At 29.7% G+C, this 19,845-nt stretch carries 17 protein-coding genes; 8 read left to right on the forward strand and 9 right to left on the reverse strand.

Features of this window, described 5'->3' with window-relative positions; translation table 11 throughout:
* Positions 1-63: 63 nt before the first annotated feature.
* From ABIV_RS02745 to ABIV_RS02770, 6 genes are all read left to right on the forward strand, one after another.
* Positions 64-651 (forward strand): phosphatidylserine decarboxylase, encoded by a 588-nt coding sequence (locus ABIV_RS02745; RefSeq protein ID WP_114838440.1) that lies wholly within the window; start codon positions 64-66, stop codon positions 649-651.
* A gap of 234 nt (positions 652-885) precedes the next feature.
* On the forward strand, positions 886-2,439 hold the full coding sequence (locus ABIV_RS02750; protein WP_114838441.1) for a 2-isopropylmalate synthase: 1,554 nt from the start codon (positions 886-888) through the stop codon (positions 2,437-2,439).
* A 159-nt stretch (positions 2,440-2,598) separates the two neighbouring features.
* Positions 2,599-4,632, forward strand: a complete 2,034-nt coding sequence (locus ABIV_RS02755; protein WP_114838442.1) for a DUF1538 domain-containing protein — start codon at positions 2,599-2,601, stop codon at positions 4,630-4,632.
* Positions 4,616-4,945 (forward strand): thioredoxin family protein, encoded by a 330-nt coding sequence (locus ABIV_RS02760; protein ID WP_114838443.1) that lies wholly within the window; start codon positions 4,616-4,618, stop codon positions 4,943-4,945. Before ABIV_RS02755 ends, ABIV_RS02760 begins: the two co-directional genes overlap by 17 nt.
* A gap of 5 nt (positions 4,946-4,950) precedes the next feature.
* Positions 4,951-5,370 carry a heme-binding domain-containing protein gene (locus ABIV_RS02765; protein WP_114838444.1) on the forward strand — a complete coding sequence of 140 codons (420 nt, stop codon included), beginning with the start codon at positions 4,951-4,953 and terminating at the stop codon, positions 5,368-5,370.
* Position 5,371: 1 nt separating this feature from the next.
* Entirely contained in the window at positions 5,372-8,332 is a 2,961-nt protein-coding gene (locus ABIV_RS02770) for a MutS-related protein (RefSeq protein WP_114838445.1), read from the forward strand.
* A 17-nt stretch (positions 8,333-8,349) separates the two neighbouring features.
* On the opposite strand, the gene ABIV_RS02775 is transcribed toward ABIV_RS02770, so the two are convergent.
* The 6 genes from ABIV_RS02775 to ABIV_RS02800 are packed head-to-tail and all read right to left on the reverse strand — an operon-like array spanning position 8,350 to position 12,784.
* Entirely contained in the window at positions 8,350-8,859 is a 510-nt protein-coding gene (locus tag ABIV_RS02775) for an HPP family protein (protein ID WP_114838446.1), read from the reverse strand.
* 53 nt (positions 8,860-8,912) lie between these two features.
* Positions 8,913-9,464, reverse strand: a complete 552-nt coding sequence (locus ABIV_RS02780; protein WP_114838447.1) for a TetR/AcrR family transcriptional regulator — start codon at positions 9,462-9,464, stop codon at positions 8,913-8,915.
* Positions 9,465-9,521: 57 nt separating this feature from the next.
* Positions 9,522-10,841: an MFS transporter gene (locus ABIV_RS02785; protein ID WP_114838448.1), complete on the reverse strand. Its 1,320-nt coding sequence runs from the start codon at positions 10,839-10,841 to the stop codon at positions 9,522-9,524.
* 11 nt (positions 10,842-10,852) lie between these two features.
* Complete coding sequence (hisA, locus tag ABIV_RS02790) at positions 10,853-11,560, reverse strand: 1-(5-phosphoribosyl)-5-[(5-phosphoribosylamino)methylideneamino]imidazole-4-carboxamide isomerase (protein ID WP_114838449.1); 708 nt, start codon at positions 11,558-11,560, stop codon at positions 10,853-10,855.
* A gap of 12 nt (positions 11,561-11,572) precedes the next feature.
* Positions 11,573-12,184 (reverse strand): imidazole glycerol phosphate synthase subunit HisH, encoded by a 612-nt coding sequence (hisH, locus tag ABIV_RS02795; RefSeq protein ID WP_114838450.1) that lies wholly within the window; start codon positions 12,182-12,184, stop codon positions 11,573-11,575.
* Positions 12,185-12,214: 30 nt separating this feature from the next.
* Positions 12,215-12,784 (reverse strand): phosphoribosyltransferase, encoded by a 570-nt coding sequence (locus ABIV_RS02800; protein ID WP_114838451.1) that lies wholly within the window; start codon positions 12,782-12,784, stop codon positions 12,215-12,217.
* A 101-nt stretch (positions 12,785-12,885) separates the two neighbouring features.
* On the opposite strand from ABIV_RS02800, the gene ABIV_RS02805 reads away from it, so the two are divergent.
* Positions 12,886-13,227, forward strand: coding sequence for an ArsR/SmtB family transcription factor (locus ABIV_RS02805; RefSeq protein WP_114838452.1), 342 nt, complete (start codon positions 12,886-12,888; stop codon positions 13,225-13,227).
* A 12-nt stretch (positions 13,228-13,239) separates the two neighbouring features.
* Positions 13,240-15,432, forward strand: coding sequence for a heavy metal translocating P-type ATPase (locus tag ABIV_RS02810; protein WP_114838453.1), 2,193 nt, complete (start codon positions 13,240-13,242; stop codon positions 15,430-15,432).
* 348 nt (positions 15,433-15,780) lie between these two features.
* Here ABIV_RS02810 and lepA read toward each other — a convergent pair whose 3' ends face one another.
* The 3 genes from lepA to ABIV_RS02825 form a co-directional block, all read right to left on the reverse strand.
* Positions 15,781-17,568 carry a translation elongation factor 4 gene (gene lepA, locus ABIV_RS02815; protein WP_114838454.1) on the reverse strand — a complete coding sequence of 596 codons (1,788 nt, stop codon included), beginning with the start codon at positions 17,566-17,568 and terminating at the stop codon, positions 15,781-15,783.
* A 121-nt stretch (positions 17,569-17,689) separates the two neighbouring features.
* Positions 17,690-18,697: an OmpA family protein gene (locus ABIV_RS02820; RefSeq protein ID WP_114838455.1), complete on the reverse strand. Its 1,008-nt coding sequence runs from the start codon at positions 18,695-18,697 to the stop codon at positions 17,690-17,692.
* Positions 18,698-18,791: 94 nt separating this feature from the next.
* Positions 18,792-19,724, reverse strand: a complete 933-nt coding sequence (locus ABIV_RS02825; protein WP_114838456.1) for a ribose-phosphate pyrophosphokinase — start codon at positions 19,722-19,724, stop codon at positions 18,792-18,794.
* Positions 19,725-19,845: the final 121 nt, after the last annotated feature.

A 19,845-nucleotide genomic window follows, 5' to 3' on the forward strand; every position in this document is an offset into this window, starting at 1 on the left:
ATATAGAAAGTATTTATTAAAATATAAGATGATAATATCATAATAAAAATTTAGGGAAAAATGATGTTTAATAATTTAATTGCAAAAGAAGGACAAAGTAAAGTTTTTTATCTGTTTTTAGCTTTTGTTTTATTTTTTATTTTAGATTGTGAGTTTTTATCTTTTATCTTTTTTGTGCTTACTATATGGTTTGCATTAATTTATAGAAACAAAAGATTAGAAAAAGATTATGATATTTCTGATATTTTAGCTCCTATTTCAGGAAAAGTATCAACAATTGATAAAAGAGATAATAAAATACAAATTATAATTGATGTTTCTTTATGTGATAATCACATTTTAAGAGCACCAAAAAACGGTAATTTTATCTTAATACATCAAAAAGGTTTAAATACTTTATTAGATTCATTAAAAGCAAAAAAATTAAATGAAAAAGCAACAATAAAATATTCTGATATGAATATAGAATTAATCTCATCTTTATATGGAACAGATATTTCTATTTTTTCAAATGAAGCTCTTATGGGAGATAAGCTTGGAGTTTTTTTACATGGACAAGTTATTGTAGAATTAGATAATTCACAAGAGATTTTAGTAAATATAGGTAATAAAGTAGAATCAGGAAAGACTGTTTTAGCGAGAGCTAAATAAGTCTTGACAAAAAAATCTTAAAAGATTATAATAGGCTCATAATTTTAAAGGAGAGTAAAATGAAAATATTTGATTTTTATAAAAACCATTTCATCAAAAGTGTTAATACTCTTCTACTTCTTAAAAACTTCCTCTAATATATAACATATTACAGAACAAATAATCACACGACTTAGTTTTTCTTTTTTAAATAAAAAAAGATATAATATTTCACATTTTTAAAGGTTACACACTATGGATAAGAATAAAATTATAGTTTTTGATACTACATTAAGGGATGGTGAACAATCTCCTGGTTGTTCGATGAATACGGAAGAGAAGATTAAAGTTGCATTACAATTAGAGAAATTAGGTGTAGATGTAATTGAAGCTGGTTTTGCAGCAGCAAGCCCAGGAGATTTTGATGCAGTTTCAAGAATTGCAGAAAGAGTTACAAACTCATCAATCTGTTCATTAAGTAGAGCAGTTGAAAATGATATTAAACAAGCTGGTTTAGCAGTACAAAAAGCGGCAATGCATAGAATTCACACATTTATTGCTACTTCACCAATTCATATGAAATATAAATTAAAAATGAGTGAAGAAGAAGTTATTAAAAGAGCAGTTCATGCAGTAGAATATGCTAGAACATTTGTAGATGATGTTGAATTCTCTTTAGAAGATGCTGGAAGATCAGAGATTCCATTTATGAAAGAAGTTATGGATGCAGTTATCGCTGCTGGTGCTTCAACTATTAATTTACCAGATACAGTTGGATATAGATTACCAACAGAATTAGGTGCAATGGTAAAAGAATTATCAGATTTTGCAGGCGATAGAGCTAGAATCTCTGTTCATAATCACAATGACTTAGGATTAGCAACAGCAAATACTTTAGCAGCTGTATTAAATGGTGCAAGACAAATTGAAGTAACAATTAATGGTTTAGGTGAAAGAGCAGGAAACTCTGCTTTAGAAGAGGCTGTAATGGCTATTAAAACAAGAAGAGATGCTTTTGGAGATTTATATACAGATATAAATACAAAAGAGATTTATGCTACATCTAAATTAGTTGCAACTATTACTGGTGTTGAGCCACAACAAAACAAAGCAATTGTAGGTAAAAATGCTTTTGCTCACGAAAGTGGTATTCACCAAGATGGTGTATTAAAACATCAAGAAACATATGAGATTATGAGACCTGAAGATGTAGGTGTTATTAAAGACTCTACATTAATCTTAGGTAAACACTCTGGACGTGCAGCATTTAGAGATAAAATCAATCAATTAGGATTTGATAAAGTAAGTGATGAAGAGTTAAATTCTGCATTTGAAAAATTCAAAGTATTAGCTGATAAGAAAAAAGATGTTACTGATGATGATGTAAGAATGTTAATTACAGATGAGTCTTTAAATCAAGATAAAACTTATGAATTAGTAGGATTACAAATCTCTGACTGTTCAAATGGTGTTCCCACAGCAGCAGTATCTATTAAACACAATGATGAGGTATTAACAGATGCAAATATTGGTAATGGAACAATGGATGCAATCTTTAAAACAATTGATAGACTTACAGGCTACAATGGAGAGTTACAAAGTTATAATGTAACTTCAGTAACAGAAGGTAAAGATGCTTTAGCAAAAGTTACAACAAGAGTTGTTTTTGATGATACTTCTCCATCATTTGTTGGACATGGATTAAGTGTTGATACAATGCTTGCAACTGCAAATGCATATGTTAGTGCATTAAACTCTTATCTTTCTCAAAAACAGAGATTATCTAAAAATACTACTCACCAAGTATAATTTATAAAACAAGGTAGCCATGGGCTGCTTTGTAACTTAACTCTTCCTAAACTTTCAAAAAAAGAAGTTTTAAAATTACTTTTTTCAGCAAAAAATTTGAAAAATCATATTAAAATAAAATTTAAAGGTTATATTAAATTTATGTGAAAGAGAGAGTGTATGACACAATTAAACTTCTTCTTGAAGCTGTTAAAAGAGTCTTTTAGGGACTTAGTTCCTATTATTGTTGTAATTTTATTTTTTCAACTTGCAATTATTCAAGCTGTTCCAGATGGGTGGCTTAGTACTGCTATTGGTTTAGCAATTGTTGGAGTTGGTTTAGCAATATTTTTACAAGGTTTAGAAATAGGTATTTTCCCTGTTGGTGAAGGATTAGCGAGGGATTTTGCAAAGCATGGAACAATGCTTTGGGTTCTATTTTTTGCCTTTTTAATTGGATTTGGTACAACTATTGCTGAGCCCGCACTTGCCGTTATTGCAGATAAAGCTGCTTCTATTTCAAGTGGAAGAATTGATGCTACTATACTTAGACTTGTAGTTGCAGGCTCTGTTGGTTTTGCTATATTTTTAGGTGTTTATAGAATTTATAAAGGTCATCCAATTCACTACTATATCATTGCTGGATATATGTTAGTAGTTGGAGTTACTTTTTTTGCTCCACAAGAGATTATTGGTCTTGCTTATGACTTAGGTGGAGTTACTACTTCTACAGTTACAGTTCCCCTTGTTGCAGCTCTTGGAATTGGACTAGCAACTACTATAAAAGGAAGAAATCCAGTTATTGATGGATTTGGACTTATCGCTTTTGCTTCATTAACACCAATGATTTTTGTACAGATTTATGGAATTGCTGTATATAATTTAGTTGAAGCTAAAGATGTTGCAGACGTTGCAGTTCAAGCAACAGTATCTACAAGTGCAAATATTACTTTTAATTCTTTATTAACTGGAATAATAAATGTAATTAAAGATGTTGCACCAATTTTACTTATTATTTTATTTTTCCAATATGCCGTATTAAAGAAAAGAATTGATAATTTAAAAACAGTATTATTAGGTTTTGTTCTTGTTATTTTAGGTTTAGATGCCTTTATCCTTGGTCTTGAAATGGGGTTATTTACTCTTGGTGAGACTATGGCTTATCAACTTACAAAATCTGATTCAGTAATGATGATTTATGCTTTTGCTTTTGCAATTGGTTTTTCTACAACAATGGCAGAACCAGCTCTTATGGCTATTGCAAAAAAAGCAAAAGAGATTAGTGATGGAAAGATTAATGATTTTGCTTTAAGAATTTTTGTTGCTTTTGGGGTTGCTGTTGGTATTGCTTTAGGAGCATTTAGAATTGTAGATGGGGGACATATTCACTACTACATTATTTTTGGATATATTGTAGTTATTATCTTAACTTCAATTGCTCCAAAATATATTATTCCTATTGCATATGATTCAGGAGGAGTTACAACTTCTACTGTTACAGTTCCTCTTGTTGCTGCACTTGGGATTGGATTAGCTACAAATATAGAAGGAAGAAGCCCACTTATTGATGGTTTTGGTCTTATTGCCTTTGCTTCACTTTTTCCAATGATTACTGTAATGCTTTATGGAATTATTATTGAAAAACTTGGTGTTAAATCTGATACTGAAATTGAAACTGCAAATATCTTGAAAGATGCACTTATTGATGCAGAAAATATGGACTTAGCAACTGTAAATATTGATGGAAGTGATAGAAGACACTCTTTACCAATGGATTTTTCAGCAGTTGTAATTATTGTACCTAAAGATAAAAAAATTGATGCAATTCAAGCTGCAAGTAAAGCAGGAGCTTCAGGTGTTACAGTATTAAGAGCAGATGGGATTGGACTTGGAGAGATGGATAACTTCTATAGAACTTCATTTGAGGCAAATGATGCTCTATTATTATTCTTACTTCCACAAAGTTTAGTGAATCCTGTGATAAAATCTATTATTCATTCACTACATATAACAACAAGTGGTAAAGGTATAGCTTTTGCTTTCCCATTAACTCATATGAAAGGGATTAGTTTAAGTAGACATGATATTTTTGTAAATAGAAAAGATCATAAAAATCCAGAAAATAATGTAGAAAAATTAATAAAAGAGGAAGAGGAAAAAGTTCTTGAAAAATTACAAGAACATTCAAAAATTGTAAATGAAGAACCTAAATAGTTTAGAAGAAGTTAATTCGATTATAAGTACAGGTGAGCCTGTACTTATATATTTTTCAGGACAAAATTGTTCTGTATGTACTGCCTTAAAACCTAAAATTGAAGAGCAAATCAATCTTAATTTACCAAAAATTGAAACTTATGAAGTAAAAGCTGATATCTATAAAGAAATAGCAAGCAATTTTTCGGTATTTTCTATACCAACTATCTTGGTATTTTTTGATTCAAAAGAGTTTAAAAGAGAGGGAAGAAATATCTCTGTTATAAACTTTATAAGAGAGTTAGAAAGACCATACAATTTATTTATGGATTAGGATATATGAAAAGAACGCTTTTAATATTTTTAATAGTATTTATTGTAATGCAATTTATACAAACAGATAAAATAAATAGTGAAACAAAGCCAGAATTAGAGATGAAAACACCTCCTGAGATAAGTGCTATTTTTAAACCTGCTTGTTATGATTGCCACTCAAACTCTACAACATGGCCTTGGTATTCTTATATTGCTCCTTTTTCATGGATAATTGATTCTCATGTTACAAATGGAAGAAAAGCTTTAAACTTCTCAATTTGGGAAAGCTATGATGAAGAGAAAAAAGAAGAGAAAATGAAAGCTATTTTTAGAACAGCTTATGCTTCTATGCCTTTACAAAGTTATATTAAAGCACATGATAAAGCTAATTTGACAAGAGAACAAAGAACATTAATCAGAGATTGGACTGGAGTAAAAAAGTAAATTGAGAGAAGAAGTTCAAGCCTTATTAGAGGATAAAAAAACCTTACTTACAATTACCTATTTTAAACTTCAACAACTTTTTGAAAAGAAGTATGGAGAAAATACTGTAGTACTTATGGAAATAGGTACTTTTTTTGAAGTTTATGAAGTAAATAATGATGAAGAACAAATAGGAAAAGCAAAAGAGATTGCTGAACTATTAAATATACAATTAACAAGAAAAAATAAATCTATTTTAGAAAACTCAAAAGAGAATCCTATTATGGCTGGAGTTCCAGCAATCTCTTTAGAAAAACATCTTGCAAGAATTATTTCAGAACAAAAATATACAGTAGTACTAATAAGACAAAAAGGTGTTCCACCTAAAGTAAGTAGATACCTTGATACAGTTGTAAGTCCTGGTACAAACTTTGATTTTGTAATAGACCAAGATGAAAATAATATCACATCTTTAGTAGTAGACCAAATAAAAGGTATCTATCTTGTAGGATATTCTGCTATTGATGTAACAACTGGTAAGTGTTATTATAATGAAATTCATGGAACAAGTGAAGATAAGTTTTACTCTTTAGATGAAGTATTTAATTATATGAATATGCATCGTACAAATGAGGTAGTAATTACCTTTGCTGATAAAAATATAAATCAAAAAGAGGTAATTGATTATTTAGAATTAAAACTAAAGACTTTTCATATAGGAAACTTTATTCCAAAAGTTACTTACCAAAATGAACTATTCAAAAATGTCTTTGATATAGAATCACTACTTACAGCAATAGAACATCTTGATATGGAAAGAGCTCCTCTTAGTTCACAAAGTTTAGCAATACTTATTGATTTTGTAATAGGACATGATTCAAATATTATTCAAAAACTTTCACTTCCTATAAAACTTGATGTCTCAAAATATATCTATTTAGGAAATAATGCTTTAGAGCAATTAAATATCATAGAGACTTCTCATAATCCAAGTTTAATAAAACTAATCAATAATACTTCAACCGCAATGGGTAAAAGATTATTAAAAGAGAGACTTACTCATCCTGTAAAAGATAGCAAAGAACTGTTAAGAAGATATGCTTTATCAAAAGAGTTATTTGATTATCATGGACCTATTGAAAATGAGTTAGCAAATATTTATGATATAGAAAGACTTACAAGAAGAATAAAACTTGCAAGACTACATCCTTTTGAGTTAAACTATTTATATGACTCTTTACTTAGTATAAAAGAAGTAGTTGCTTTCATGGAGAACTATAAATTTATAACTCCACCTTGTAGCTTAGCCCAACTTCAAATGTTTATTGATTCTATTGAGTCAACTTTTGATTTAGCAGTATCTGGTAAATATATGTTAAAAGATGTTGAATCAAATATGGTTTGTGATGGAATAAACCATGAGATAGATGAGTTAAATAAAGAGAATGAAAAACTTTTTGAAAAATTAGAGTTAATAAAAAATCATATTTTAAAACTTTTAAATGCAAAAGATTCAAACTTTGTAGGTATTAATAGACTTGATAAAGAGGGTTTCTTTTTAACACTTACAAAAAATAGGTTTAACCTAATAAAAGAAGAGTTATTAAACTCTCACCTTATTATTGATGATGAGTTACTACTTTTCAAAGATTTTAATATAAAACTACAAACTACTTCAGTAAAAATCTCTTGTAAATTAAGTGATGAAATCTCAGATAAATATGTACATAATTTAAGAAAAATTATAGAGCTAAATAAACTTGTATTTAAAGAGAAACTAAATGAGTTTGAAAAGAAATTTGCAACACTACTTGAAGAGTTAGTTCAGTTTATTGCTGAGGTTGATTTAACAGTTTCAAATATCAAAACAGCAAAAAAATATAATTATGTTTGTCCAAAAATAGTAAAAACAAAAGATGATGAAAACTTTTTAGAACTAATAGACTTAAGACATCCAATTATTGAAGCAAATGAAGAGCAGGGAATTTATGTACCAAATGATATTATCTTAGGGGAGTTATCCCTTTCAAAAGATGAGTTTAAAAATAATGTAATTATTAAAAACTCAAACCCTGTAAATATTTATAATAATAAAATGCATGGAGTTTTACTTTATGGTATAAACTCTTCTGGTAAATCTTCACTTATGAAATCAATTGGTATAGCAGTTATTTTAGCTCAAGCAGGTTTTTATGTACCTTGTAAGTCAATGAGATTTTCTATTTTTGATTCTGTTTTTACAAGAATAAGTGGAGCTGATAATATAGCAAAAGGACTTTCATCTTTTGCAGTAGAGATGCTTGAACTAAAAAATATATTTAATAGAGCTACAAAACAATCTTTAATCTTAGGAGATGAGATTTCTCATAGTACAGAAACAATGAGTGGTTTATCTATTGTTGCAAGTGCTATTTTAAAGTTAGCAAAACTTGAATCAATCTTTGTTTTTGCAACACATCTTCATCAACTTCCAGAGATTAAAGAGATTGAAAATCTTAAAAATATAATTCCACTTCATCTTTCTGTGATGTATCAAGATGAGGAAGATAAGCTTATTTTTGATAGAAAATTAAAATATGGAAGTGGTTCATCAATGTATGGATTAGAGTATGCTAAATCACTCCATATGGATAGAGAGTTCTTAAGCGTTGCAAATGAGATAAGAAAACGATTAACAGATGATTACGATAAGATAGAGAGACTTACTCAAAAGAAAACCTCTAAATACAATAAAGATTTATTTGCCTCTACTTGTATTATTTGTGGAAGAGCTTGTGATGATGTACACCATATCAAAGAACAAGCAAGAGCAAATAAAGATGGTTTTATAGGTCATATAAATCAAAACCATAAATATAATCTAATACCGCTTTGTAAACTTCATCATAAAATGGTACATGAGGGTAAAATCAATGTAAATGGTTTTGTGGCAACTTCAAAAGGGTTAGAGCTTCATTATACTATGGCTGAAGAGCAAGAGTAAAGTTTAGGCTTTACTCTTTATATCCAGTAGTTTGGATAGACTCTTTTTTTGTGTAAATTGTTATAAAGAACACCAACTAAAATTATAATCATAGCCCCTAAAGCAGTAGGTAAGAATAGGAAATCCCAAGAAGCACCCATTAAGAATACTATAACAGGATTTGAACCTGCTGGAGGATGAACTGTTCTAGTAAGTAACATCATGGCAACTGCAGAGGCTAAAGCTAAGGCTAAACTCCACCAATAATCTCCCACAAAATGGAAAAAGAATAATCCCATAAATGTAGAAATTACATGTCCAAAAAAGATATTTCTTGGTTGAGAGAAGGGACTCTCACTAAATCCAAATAGTAAAACACAAGTTGCTCCAAATGAACCCATGATAAAGATATTTTCATAACTATTTGTTAAGTAAGCAACAACTGATATTGCAATAAATGCACCAATAAAAGCAAAGGCAACCTCAATAGCCTCTACTTTTGGGGGAAGTTCTGCCTTATTTCCTTTTATTTTTTTTATATAACTCATAAAATTCTCCTATATCAAACAAACGATTGTTTGGTTAAAAGGGCAAAAAAAATTTAAACCTTAGCTAATAGTTTTTTTCCTATTTCTAAAAGTCTATTTTTATTGTTTGTAAGATTAAACATTATAATTGAACCCTGCAGTGTACAAATATATTCATATGCTAAATCTTCAGCCTCTTTTTTAGAATATTTCTCTTCTAATATTTTGGCTAAACACTCTTCCCAAACTTTAAAATAATCAACAATAATAGCTTTATACTCTTCATTTTGACTAGAAACTTCAGTTGCTAAGTTTGCTAATAAACAACCTCCATTACTATTTAAAAAGTACTCATCTGTTTTTGCAACTATCTTTTTTAGTTTCTCTTTTGTAGATAGTGCTTCATCTTTTATTGAAAAAATATTTTTATCAAAGTATTCACTTATATATTTAAGTGCTTCAAGTCCTATCTCATCTTTATTTTTAAAATGGTGATAGATACTTCCTTTTATTAAACCACACTCATCTGCAATATTTGCCATTGAAGTATTGTAGAAACCTTGTGTTTTAAAAAGGCTAATTGCTTTGTTTAATATCTCTTCTTTAGATGTTTTTTTTATTGCCATATTTTTCCCAAACGATGGTTTGATAAAATTGTATCACTTTTTGATTCTAATGTCAAATCAATCTTCTTGCACTTCAGGTAATTGTTTTGCTAAATAAATAGCTAATAGCCCTACAAGAGACAATACAAGGATTATTCCACCCAGTCCTATAAAAGAACTAAGTGTTCCAATAAGACCACTTAAAAGTAAGATAAAGCCTATTAAAGTATTACTTACAGCAACGTAGTCTGTTCTTTTATTTCCTTCTGCTAAATCAGTAATATAAGTTTTTCTACCTATTCTAATACCTTGATATCCAATACTTAAAATAAAATAGATAATAGGCATAATCCAAATGATAGAAAATAATTCTTTATAAAAAAAGTCAATGAAGACTACGACAAATCCAACTGTTGTTGCAATAGTTGCTCCTATAATCATAACTTTTTTACTAGATACATCAGAGAATTTACCCCAAAAGTTTGCAGATAACAGATCAGCTAAACCACTTGAAAGAATAAAAAGACCTAAAAGGTAAGCATTTGCATCACTATTTTGTTGAGCTATGATTACAAAAAAAGGTGCAGATAAAACAGAACAAAGAAACAGAGCTCTTGTAATCACAAATAGTCTAAAAGGTTTATCAGTTTTTAAAATACCAAGTTTACTTATTGCTACAGTAAAAGCATTTCCTCCACCATCAGTTTCCCCAGGAAATTCTTTAATTTGAAGATAAATTATAGAAGCTAATATCCAAAAGAATCCTGCAAGTGAAAGTAAAACCCCAAAGTTTTGAGCTGAAAATGGTTTCTCACCATTTAATAAAAAATAGACTCCAAGTACCACAACAAGTAAACCAGCAAGCATAGCAGATAAGCCGTTTAATGCGCCACGTCTAGTTTTAGGAATAGTTTTCCCTACTACATCTTTTGCAGCAACAGAGCATAAGCCCCTTGCTAAACTCATTGCAATAAGTAAAGCAATGATTGCAAGTCCCGCACTTAAACCTTCCATATTCCAAGCTACAAGAGCAATACCAAACATACATAAAGCTTGTAAGAAAGTCCCTAAAGACCAAACCCATTTTCTAATGGGGAGTTTTCTAACATATGCAGCTATAAACAGCTGTGGAAGTAAAGAACCTGATTCTTTTATTGGAACTAAAAAACTAATAAGAAATAATGGAACATTTAAACTCTCCATTATCCAAGGTAAGACAACTTTTGCATTTGCAACAGCATCTGCAAGTTTATTAAAAAAGTAAGAAATAATAGTAAGAAGGAAGTTACCAGGTACTACCTTGCAAGCCCTTTCATCAATAGCTTTACAAACTCTGGCATCTTCTTCATTTACAAGTTTATTGTAAATACTATCAGAATTGATTTTTTTTAAAGGCATTTTTATCCTTTTTATAAGGCTTTAAATCCTTCTTCTAAGTCAAGTGTACCTTCATAGAATGCTTTTCCTACAATTACACCTGCAATATTTCCATTTGCTTTACAGTTCGTGATATCATTGATATCTTTTACTCCACCAGAAGCTATTGTATCAACACCTGATGCAAGTGCAATCTCTTCTGTAAACTCTACATTTACCCCACAAAGCATTCCGTCTTTTGAAATATCAGTACAAATAATTGCTTCAACACCAGCATTTGCAAACTCACGTGCTAAATCAGTTGCTTTCATAGTTGATACTTCTGCCCAACCTTCAACTGCAACCATTCCATTCATAGCATCAATTCCAACAGCAATTGGATATTTACTTGCCATATCTTTTACAAATTGTGGATCTTTTACTGCAATTGAACCTAATATAAGTCTATCAATTCCAAGCTCAACATACATTTTGATAGTCTCTTCATCTCTGATTCCACCACCAACTTCGATTTTTAGATTACAGTTCTCTTTGATTTTTTTTATTTGTTCTAAGTTTGCTGGTTCACCTTTAAATGCACCATTTAAATCAACAACGTGAACCCATTTACTTCCTAATTCTTCAAATCTTTTTGCAACTTGCCAAGGCTCATCTGAATAGATTTTTGCACTATCCATAAGTCCTTTACTAAGTCTTACTGCTTTTCCATCTTTAAGATCGATTGCTGGTAAAATATCCATATCTTTTCCCTATTATTTAATATTCATAAAATTTTTAAGTATTTTTAATCCATTATCGTGTGATTTTTCTGGATGTGGTTGAAAACCATAGATGTTCTCTTTATGTACCGCACTTACAAAATCATATCCATACTCTGTAGTTCCTATTACATTTTTAGGATCTGTAACTGCATGGTATGAGTGTACAAAATAAAGGTATGGATTTGCTAATCCTTCAAATAGTGTGTGTTCATTTGAAGTTTTAATTACATTCCAACCCATATGAGGAACTTTTGTATCTTCATGCATTTTTGATTTATCAAATTTTACAACTTTTCCATCTACTAAACCTAAACCTTTATGTTCTCCAAACTCTTCAGAGCTTTCAAAAAGAAGTTGCATACCAAGGCAAATACCAATCATTGGTTTTCCACTTTTAGCAAATTCATAAATAGCTTCTTTCATTCCAGTTTGATTAAGATGTTCCATTGCATCACCAAAAGCACCAACCCCTGGTAAAATGATTCTGTCAAAATTTTTTAAATCATTTGGGTCTTTTACAAAAGAAGCTTTGGCATCAACTAAATGACATGCATTGTAAACGCTAGCAAGATTTCCCATATTGTAGTCGATAATTCCAACCAAAATTATATCCTTTAAAAAAATGAGATTATACTAAATTTTTGCATCAGCTAGGGTTAAAGAAAATAAAACTTGGTTATTTTTTTCTTCACAAGCTTTTTTTGCTTCAAGAATAGTTGTTCCTGTAGTTATTAAATCATCCACCAAAATAATACTCTTATTTGACACTTTAATATCAAACTTTTTTTTGTTCTTTTTTCTAAATTTTAAATCTCTTCCTGCATATTTAACTATATTTGTTGCTTTACATTTTCCATAAAGAGGTTTTATATATTTTGATTCTAAATGTTTTGATAAAATTGCTGTCTGGGAAAATTCATGCCTTGTGTGTTCATCTATTCCTATAGAATAAATCAACTCTTTATATTTGAAATTTTTTGCAAATTTACTAAAAGATAGTTTTGCCAAAATATTAAAAACTCTATCTCCATGAAAATAGTATTTTGAAGTTAAAAACTCTTCTATCTCTGAAAAAGAGTAAAAGCAGTAATTAAAAAACCCTTTTTCTAACTCTCTTTTATAAAAAGAAGGCTTTAAGAGTTTTTTTTGACAAGTTTTACAAAAAATATTAAAACTATAACTTTCACATATAAGACATTTCATAATATTTAATATTATAACTTTTTGATTTATAAACTAATAAAGTTTTAAGTTTGAATAACATATGATTACTTATTCATATGTACATATAAAAAGGAATTAATATGAGTAATAAGTGTTGTGATCATTCAAACGAAGTAGAAAAAGTAAAAAAGACATTAATAGAAGAAGAGACTCTATACGATGTAGCGGAGCTTTTTAAAGCTTTTGCAGATACAACAAGAATAAAAATCATCTCAGTATTAAAAGAAGAAGAGTTATGTGTAGGAGCTATAAGTGAACTTATAAATGTAAGTCAATCAGCAGTTTCTCATCAATTAAGAGTATTAAAAAATTCTAAAATTGTTAAACCTAGACGTGAAGGAAAACAGATTTATTATTCTCTTGATGATGAACACATTAAAAAAATCTATGATATGGGATTAGAACATATCATAAAAGGCTAAGAGGAATAATCTATGCAAAAAGTCAAATTACAAAACTTAGATTGTGCAAATTGTGCAGGAAAGATAGAAAAAAGATTAAATGAATTAGATGAATTATCAAATGTAAGGCTAAACTTCTCAACATCAACTTTGAGTTTTGAACAAAATACAGATGATGATTTATTAGACAAGATAGAAAAAGAGATTCAAAATATTGAAAGAGAAGTGTTTATAATAAAAGATGAAAATAGAACTCAAAGAACTTTTTGGCAACTACTTGATAAAAAGTTATTGTTTATAACAATAGTATCTATTGTAGTAACCTATATTTCATATAACTATATTCAAAATGCTAATTTACAACTAGCTGTTTATCTAATAGCATACTTTTTAGTTGGATGGGATGTTTTATATAAAGCAGGAAAAAATCTACTAAGTGGAAAACTATTTGATGAACACTTTTTAATGTCAATTGCAACAATTGGTGCATTTGGGCTAGGGGAGTATGTTGAAGGTATTGCTGTAATGATATTTTATCAAGTAGGAGAGATGTTCCAAGCAGTTGCAGTAAATAATTCAAGAGATAGTATAAATTCACTTATAGATATAAAGCCAGAGTTTGCAAATGTTAAAGAGGGGGAAACAGTTGTCCAAAAATCTCCCGATGAAGTTAAAATAGGTGACACTATATTAGTAAAAGTAGGAGAAAAAGTTCCAGTTGATGGAGTACTTTTAGATAAAACTTGCTCTTTTGATACAAGTGCTATTACAGGGGAATTTAAACCTAAAACTGTAAAACAAGATGATGAAGTATTAAGTGGTTTTATCAATCTTTCAAATGCTACTTATATAAAAGTGCAATCTTTATATAAAGACTCAACTGTTGCAAAGATTATTGAGATGATAGAAGGGGCTAGTTCTAAAAAAGCAAAAGCAGAAAAGTTTATAACAAAATTTGCTTCAAGATATACTCCTATTGTAGTAATCCTTGCAGTGATGTTAGCTTTTATTCCACCTATGCTTATAGAAGGAGCTTTATACGCTGATTGGATTGAAAGAGCATTGGTATTTTTAGTTATCTCTTGTCCTTGTGCCTTAGTTGTATCTATTCCTCTGTCATTTTTCTCTGCTATTGGAGCAGTATCAAAAAGAGGTGTTTTAGTTAAAGGTGCAAACTACATAGAAAAACTAACAGAGATAGAAAATATTATCTTTGATAAAACAGGAACACTTACTCATGGTGTATTTGAAGTAACAAAAGTAAAAGCTTTTGGTATAGACGAAGATGAGCTTTTAAAAGTAGCTGCTTATGTAGAGAGTTTTTCAACTCATCCAATTGCAAAATCAATTGTCTCTTCATATGGTAAAGAGATTGATTCAAAAGCAATAGCTTTGCATGAAGAGTTAAGTGGTTTAGGAATAAAAGCACAAATAGATTCAAAAGAGGTTCTAGTAGGAAATGATAGATTACTAGAAAAATTTGGTGTAAAAATAGATGAGAATATAGAAGAAGAGTTAAATGTAGTATTTATCTCTATTAACTCAAAATTTGCAGGTTATATTGTAGTAAGTGATATTATAAAAGTAGAAGCAAAAGAGGTAATAGCTGAACTTAAAAATTTAGGTATTGAAAAGACATATATGCTTACAGGAGATAAAAAAGAGGTTGCCCTTAATGTGGCAAACTATTTAGGTATAGATGAAGTTAAATATGAACTTTTACCACAAGATAAGTTATCAAACTTTGAAATTATAAAAAAAGATACAAACAAGGTTACTGCTTTTGTAGGTGATGGTATCAATGATGCTCCAACACTTGCTAATTCTGATGTAGGTTTTGCTATGGGTGGCGTTGGTAGTGATATTGCTGTTAAGTCTGCTGATGTTGTAATTTTAAATGATAATATCAAATCAATAAGTGATGCAATTAAAATTGCTAAAAAAACAAAAGTAGTTGTGTACCAAAATATTGTATTTATCATGGCTATTAAAGTTGCTTTCTTAGTACTTGGAGCTGGAGCAATGATTAGTATGAAAGAGGCAATTTTTGCTGATGTGGGAGTTGCATTATTGGCAATTTTCAATTCAATGAGAATACTTAGAACTATAAAAGATAAACCAAAAGAATCAGTATGTGAAGATAACTCTTGTTCTACTGAAGTAAAAAGTGAGAAGAAGAAAGAAGAGGCTACAAGTTGTTGTAGTGGAAGTTCTTGTTGTTCTTAGAGGTATGATACTTTTTTTATAAAAAGTATCGCAAAAAAGCGTGAGCAGAGATAAAAATGACGCTATAAAAATTTTAAAATATAGAAATTAAAAAACTCAGCCTAAAGGCTTCGAACAGTTTTAATTTCTTATATATTTTATGCATTTTTAATTAACGCTATTTTTAAATGCTCACAATTCAAGATAGTTTGGATTTTTAGATTTTATTTGTTGAGATTGATATTTAAAAAGTAAAAATTTAAGATTTTATGTAGATTCAAGGTGAAGAGGGTTGTTGAGTATAGAAGCTTAGTAAACTAAGTGACTATACGAAACCGTTCCTCTTCAACGCAGAAGATGCGTTAAATATTAGATTTTAAGAACTGCCATGAAAGCCTCTTGCGGCACATTTACTTTACCAATTGCCTTCATTCTTTTCTTACCAGCTTTTTGTTTCTCTAAAAGCTTTCTTTTTCTTGTAATATCCCCACCATAACATTTAGCAGTAACATTTTTACCCATAGACTTAACAGTCTCCCTAGCAATAATAGTATTACCAATAGAAGCTTGTACTGAAACTTCAAAAAGCTGTCTAGGGATTAGTTCTTTAAGTGCTTTAATAAACTCTCTACCTCTAGATACTGCTTTTTCTTCAGGTACAATAATAGAAAGTGCATCAACAACTTCTCCAGCAACTCTAACATCAAGTTTTTTAAGGTTTCCAGGTCTAAATCCAACTGGCTCATAATCAAATGAAGCATAACCTTTTGTAGTAGATTTTAATTTATCATAAAAATCCATTACAATTTCATTCATTGGAATATCATATTCAAGTAAAACTCTTTTACCTAGATAATCCATTTTATTTTGAATACCTCTTTTATCATTTAAAAGCTTAATTACATTTCCTAAAAATTCATCAGGAACTAAAATTGTAGCTTTTACATATGGTTCAAAAATAGTTTGAATATAGTTTGGCTCAGGAAGTTCTGAAGGATTTTGAATAATAACTCTTTCTCCATCAGTTTTTTCCACTTCATATACAACTGTTGGTGCTGTTGCAATTAAATCAAGGTTAAACTCTCTTTCTAGTCTCTCTTTGATAACTTCCATGTGAAGCATTCCTAAGAAACCTGTTCTAAATCCACTTCCAAGTGCAGCTGAAGATTCTGGCTCAAAAGAGATTGAAGAATCATTTAGTTGTAACTTAATTAAAGCTTCTCTTAAATCTTCAAATTTATCTGTTTCAATTGGATAAATTCCTGCAAATACAAATGGTTTAGCAGGTTCAAATCCATCAATTATTTCTGAAGTAGGATTTTTTGCATCTGTCATTGTATCACCAACAGCAATCCCATCAAGTGTTTTAAGTCCAAGAACTACAATTCCAATTTCACCAGTTTTTATTTCAGTTGTTTTTTCTCTTTTAATTGGGTGTGGATACATTAAGTCTAATACTGGATGTTCAACTTTTGTATTCATCATCTTTAGTACTTGACCTTTTTTAATAGAACCATCATAAACTCTTACAAGTGCTAAAGCTCCAAGATAGTTATCAAACCATGAATCATAAATAAGAGCTTTTGTAGGAGCATTCTCATCTCCTGTAGGAGCTGGAATTCTATCAACAATTGAATCTATTAACTCTTTTACTCCAAGACCAGTTTTAGCTGAAATTAGATTATGTTCTGTACAGTCAAGCCCAATAGCTTCTTCTGTCTCTTCTAAAACTCTCATTGGGTCAGCACTTGGTAAATCAATTTTATTTACAACTGGTAATAATTCTAAATCATTATCTAAAGCAATATATACATTTGCAATAGTTTGTGCTTCAACACCTTGAGTTGAGTCTACAATTAATAAAGCACCTTCTGATGAAGCTAAAGACCTACTTACTTCATATGAGAAGTCAACGTGACCTGGAGTGTCAATAAGATTTAAGACATACTCTTGTCCATCTTTCATATATTTTAATCTTACACTTTGAGCTTTAATAGTAATACCACGTTCTTGTTCAATATCCATAGTATCCATCATCTGAGAAGACATTTCTCTATCTGTAACAGCTCCACACTCTTGGATAATTCTATCAGCTAATGTAGACTTACCATGATCAATATGGGCAATAATACTAAAGTTTCTAATATTTTTTTGCAAAATTAAATTCCTATGTTTATATTAAATTCCGCGATTATATCTAAAAATTTGTTAGTTAGTAGTTAAGTTTTAAATTTAGGAGGTAAAGTATAGGGATTAAACCCTATACTTAAAGTAGAAATTATCTTTGAATTGAACCTTCAACTCTTCTGTTTTCAGCTCTACCTTCAGCAGTTTCATTTGTTGCTTTAGGTTTAGATTCACCATATCCTGTAGAGTTAAGTCTTGATTTATCAACACCTTGCTCTTCTAAAGCTTTAACTGTAGCAGCAGCTCTTCTTTCAGAAAGTTTTTGGTTATAATCTTCTGTACCAACTGAGTCAGTGTGTGCTTCAATTTTTCCTTTTACAGAAGGGAATTTTTTCATAAAATCAGCAAATTTTTTGATTTTTGAATCATACTCATTATTGATTCTTGCACTGTCAAAATCAAAGTTGATGTTTAAGTTTACTTTTAAAGAACATCCATTTTCATCAACGATATCACCTTTTGGAGTATCTGGACATTTATCTTTAATATCAGGAACACCATCTCCATCTGTATCTGCAAGTTTTGCAATTGCTGGTTTTGGCTCAACTTTCTCTTCTTTTGGAGCTGGAGCAGCTTTTTCACCAAATGGAATTGCTAAACCAACAGTATAGATTAAGTTGTTATCTCTATCGTTTGTATTGATTAGGTGTCTAATATCAGTTTTTAATGCCATATCATTAGAGAACTTATATTTTAAACCAACCCCATAGTTTCCAAATAGAGAAGTTTTATTTCCTAACTCTTCATTTTCAAAATGCTCTAAACCAACCCCAACTAAAGCATATAAAGAAGTGTTTTCAGTAAGACCATAATCTTTTACAAAGTTAGTAAATAATCTTGTAATGTTTGTATCTTCGTTAATACCGTCATAATCAACTTGCTCTAAAGAAGTTAAAATTCCAACTTCAATTTGATCATATAAAGTATCATCAAAGTTTACACCAAAACTTAAACCACCAACACCATAATGGTCATCTAGGTTTAAGTTACCTTCAGTAATATTTCCACCAACTAAAGGTGTAATCTCATATTTGTACTCACTATTTGCCGCGAATGCAAGAGAAGCACATAATGCTGCTGATAAAATAATTTTTTTCATATTATTTCCTTTTGTGTTTATTCATAATCATCATAACGAATAAATATTTAAACAACTATTATTTAAATTATTTAGTTATTTAAAATTACTTTTCTTAGTCAATAAAAATTGAGTTTACAGACTCGTTATGAGTAATTCTTCTAATTGTTTCTCCAATAATTCTTGAAGCACTTAATACTGTAATTTTATCACTATGTCCATGAATAGGAATAGTATCTGAAACAATAAGCTCATCTAAAGTACCATTATTAATTCTATCAAATGCAGGTCCAGATAATACACCGTGTGTACAACATGCCATTACTGAATTTGCACCTTTTTTCTTTAATACTTCAGCAGCTTTAACTAATGTTCCTGCTGTATCAACCATGTCATCTACTAAGATTACATCTTTACCTTCTACATCACCGATGATATTCATAACTTCAGCAACATTTGCTTTTTCTCTTTTTTTATCAACGATTACTAAGTCATATCCTAATTTATCAGCATATGATCTTGCTCTTGCAACTCCACCAATATCTGGACTTGCAATAATAGGATTTTTTAAATTTTTGCTTCTTAAGTGGCTTACAAATAAAACAGAACCATATAAGTTATCAACAGGAACGTTAAAGAAACCTTGGATTTGTGCAGCATGTAAATCAATAGTAATCATTCTATCAATTCCAGCAGCTTCTAACATATCAGCAACTAATTTAGCAGAAATTGGAACTCTTGGAGCAGCTTTTCTATCTTGTCTTGCATAACCATAATATGGAATAACAGCAGAAATAGAAGCAGCACTTGATCTTTTAAGTGCATCAATCATAATTAATAGTTCCATTAAGTGGTCATTTGTTGGAGCACATGTAGGTTGAACAATAAATACATCTTGTCCTCTTACACTCTCTTTAATTTGAACAGAGATTTCTCCATCACTGAACTTGTTAATAGAAGCTTCTCCAACTTCAACATTAAGATATTTCCCAACTTTTTTAGCAAATTCAGGGTTAGCAGTACCACTAAAAAGCTTATATTTTGACATTAGATATTCCTTGTTTGTGTGTAGTAAGTATTTTTTTGTGATTTTAGCTAAATACTTCTTATATTGAATTTATATATAAAAGAATAAAAAATATATATTAAAAATGATTAATAAATATACA

The organism is Halarcobacter bivalviorum (assembly GCF_003346815.1).
Taxonomy (GTDB): domain Bacteria; phylum Campylobacterota; class Campylobacteria; order Campylobacterales; family Arcobacteraceae; genus Halarcobacter; species Halarcobacter bivalviorum.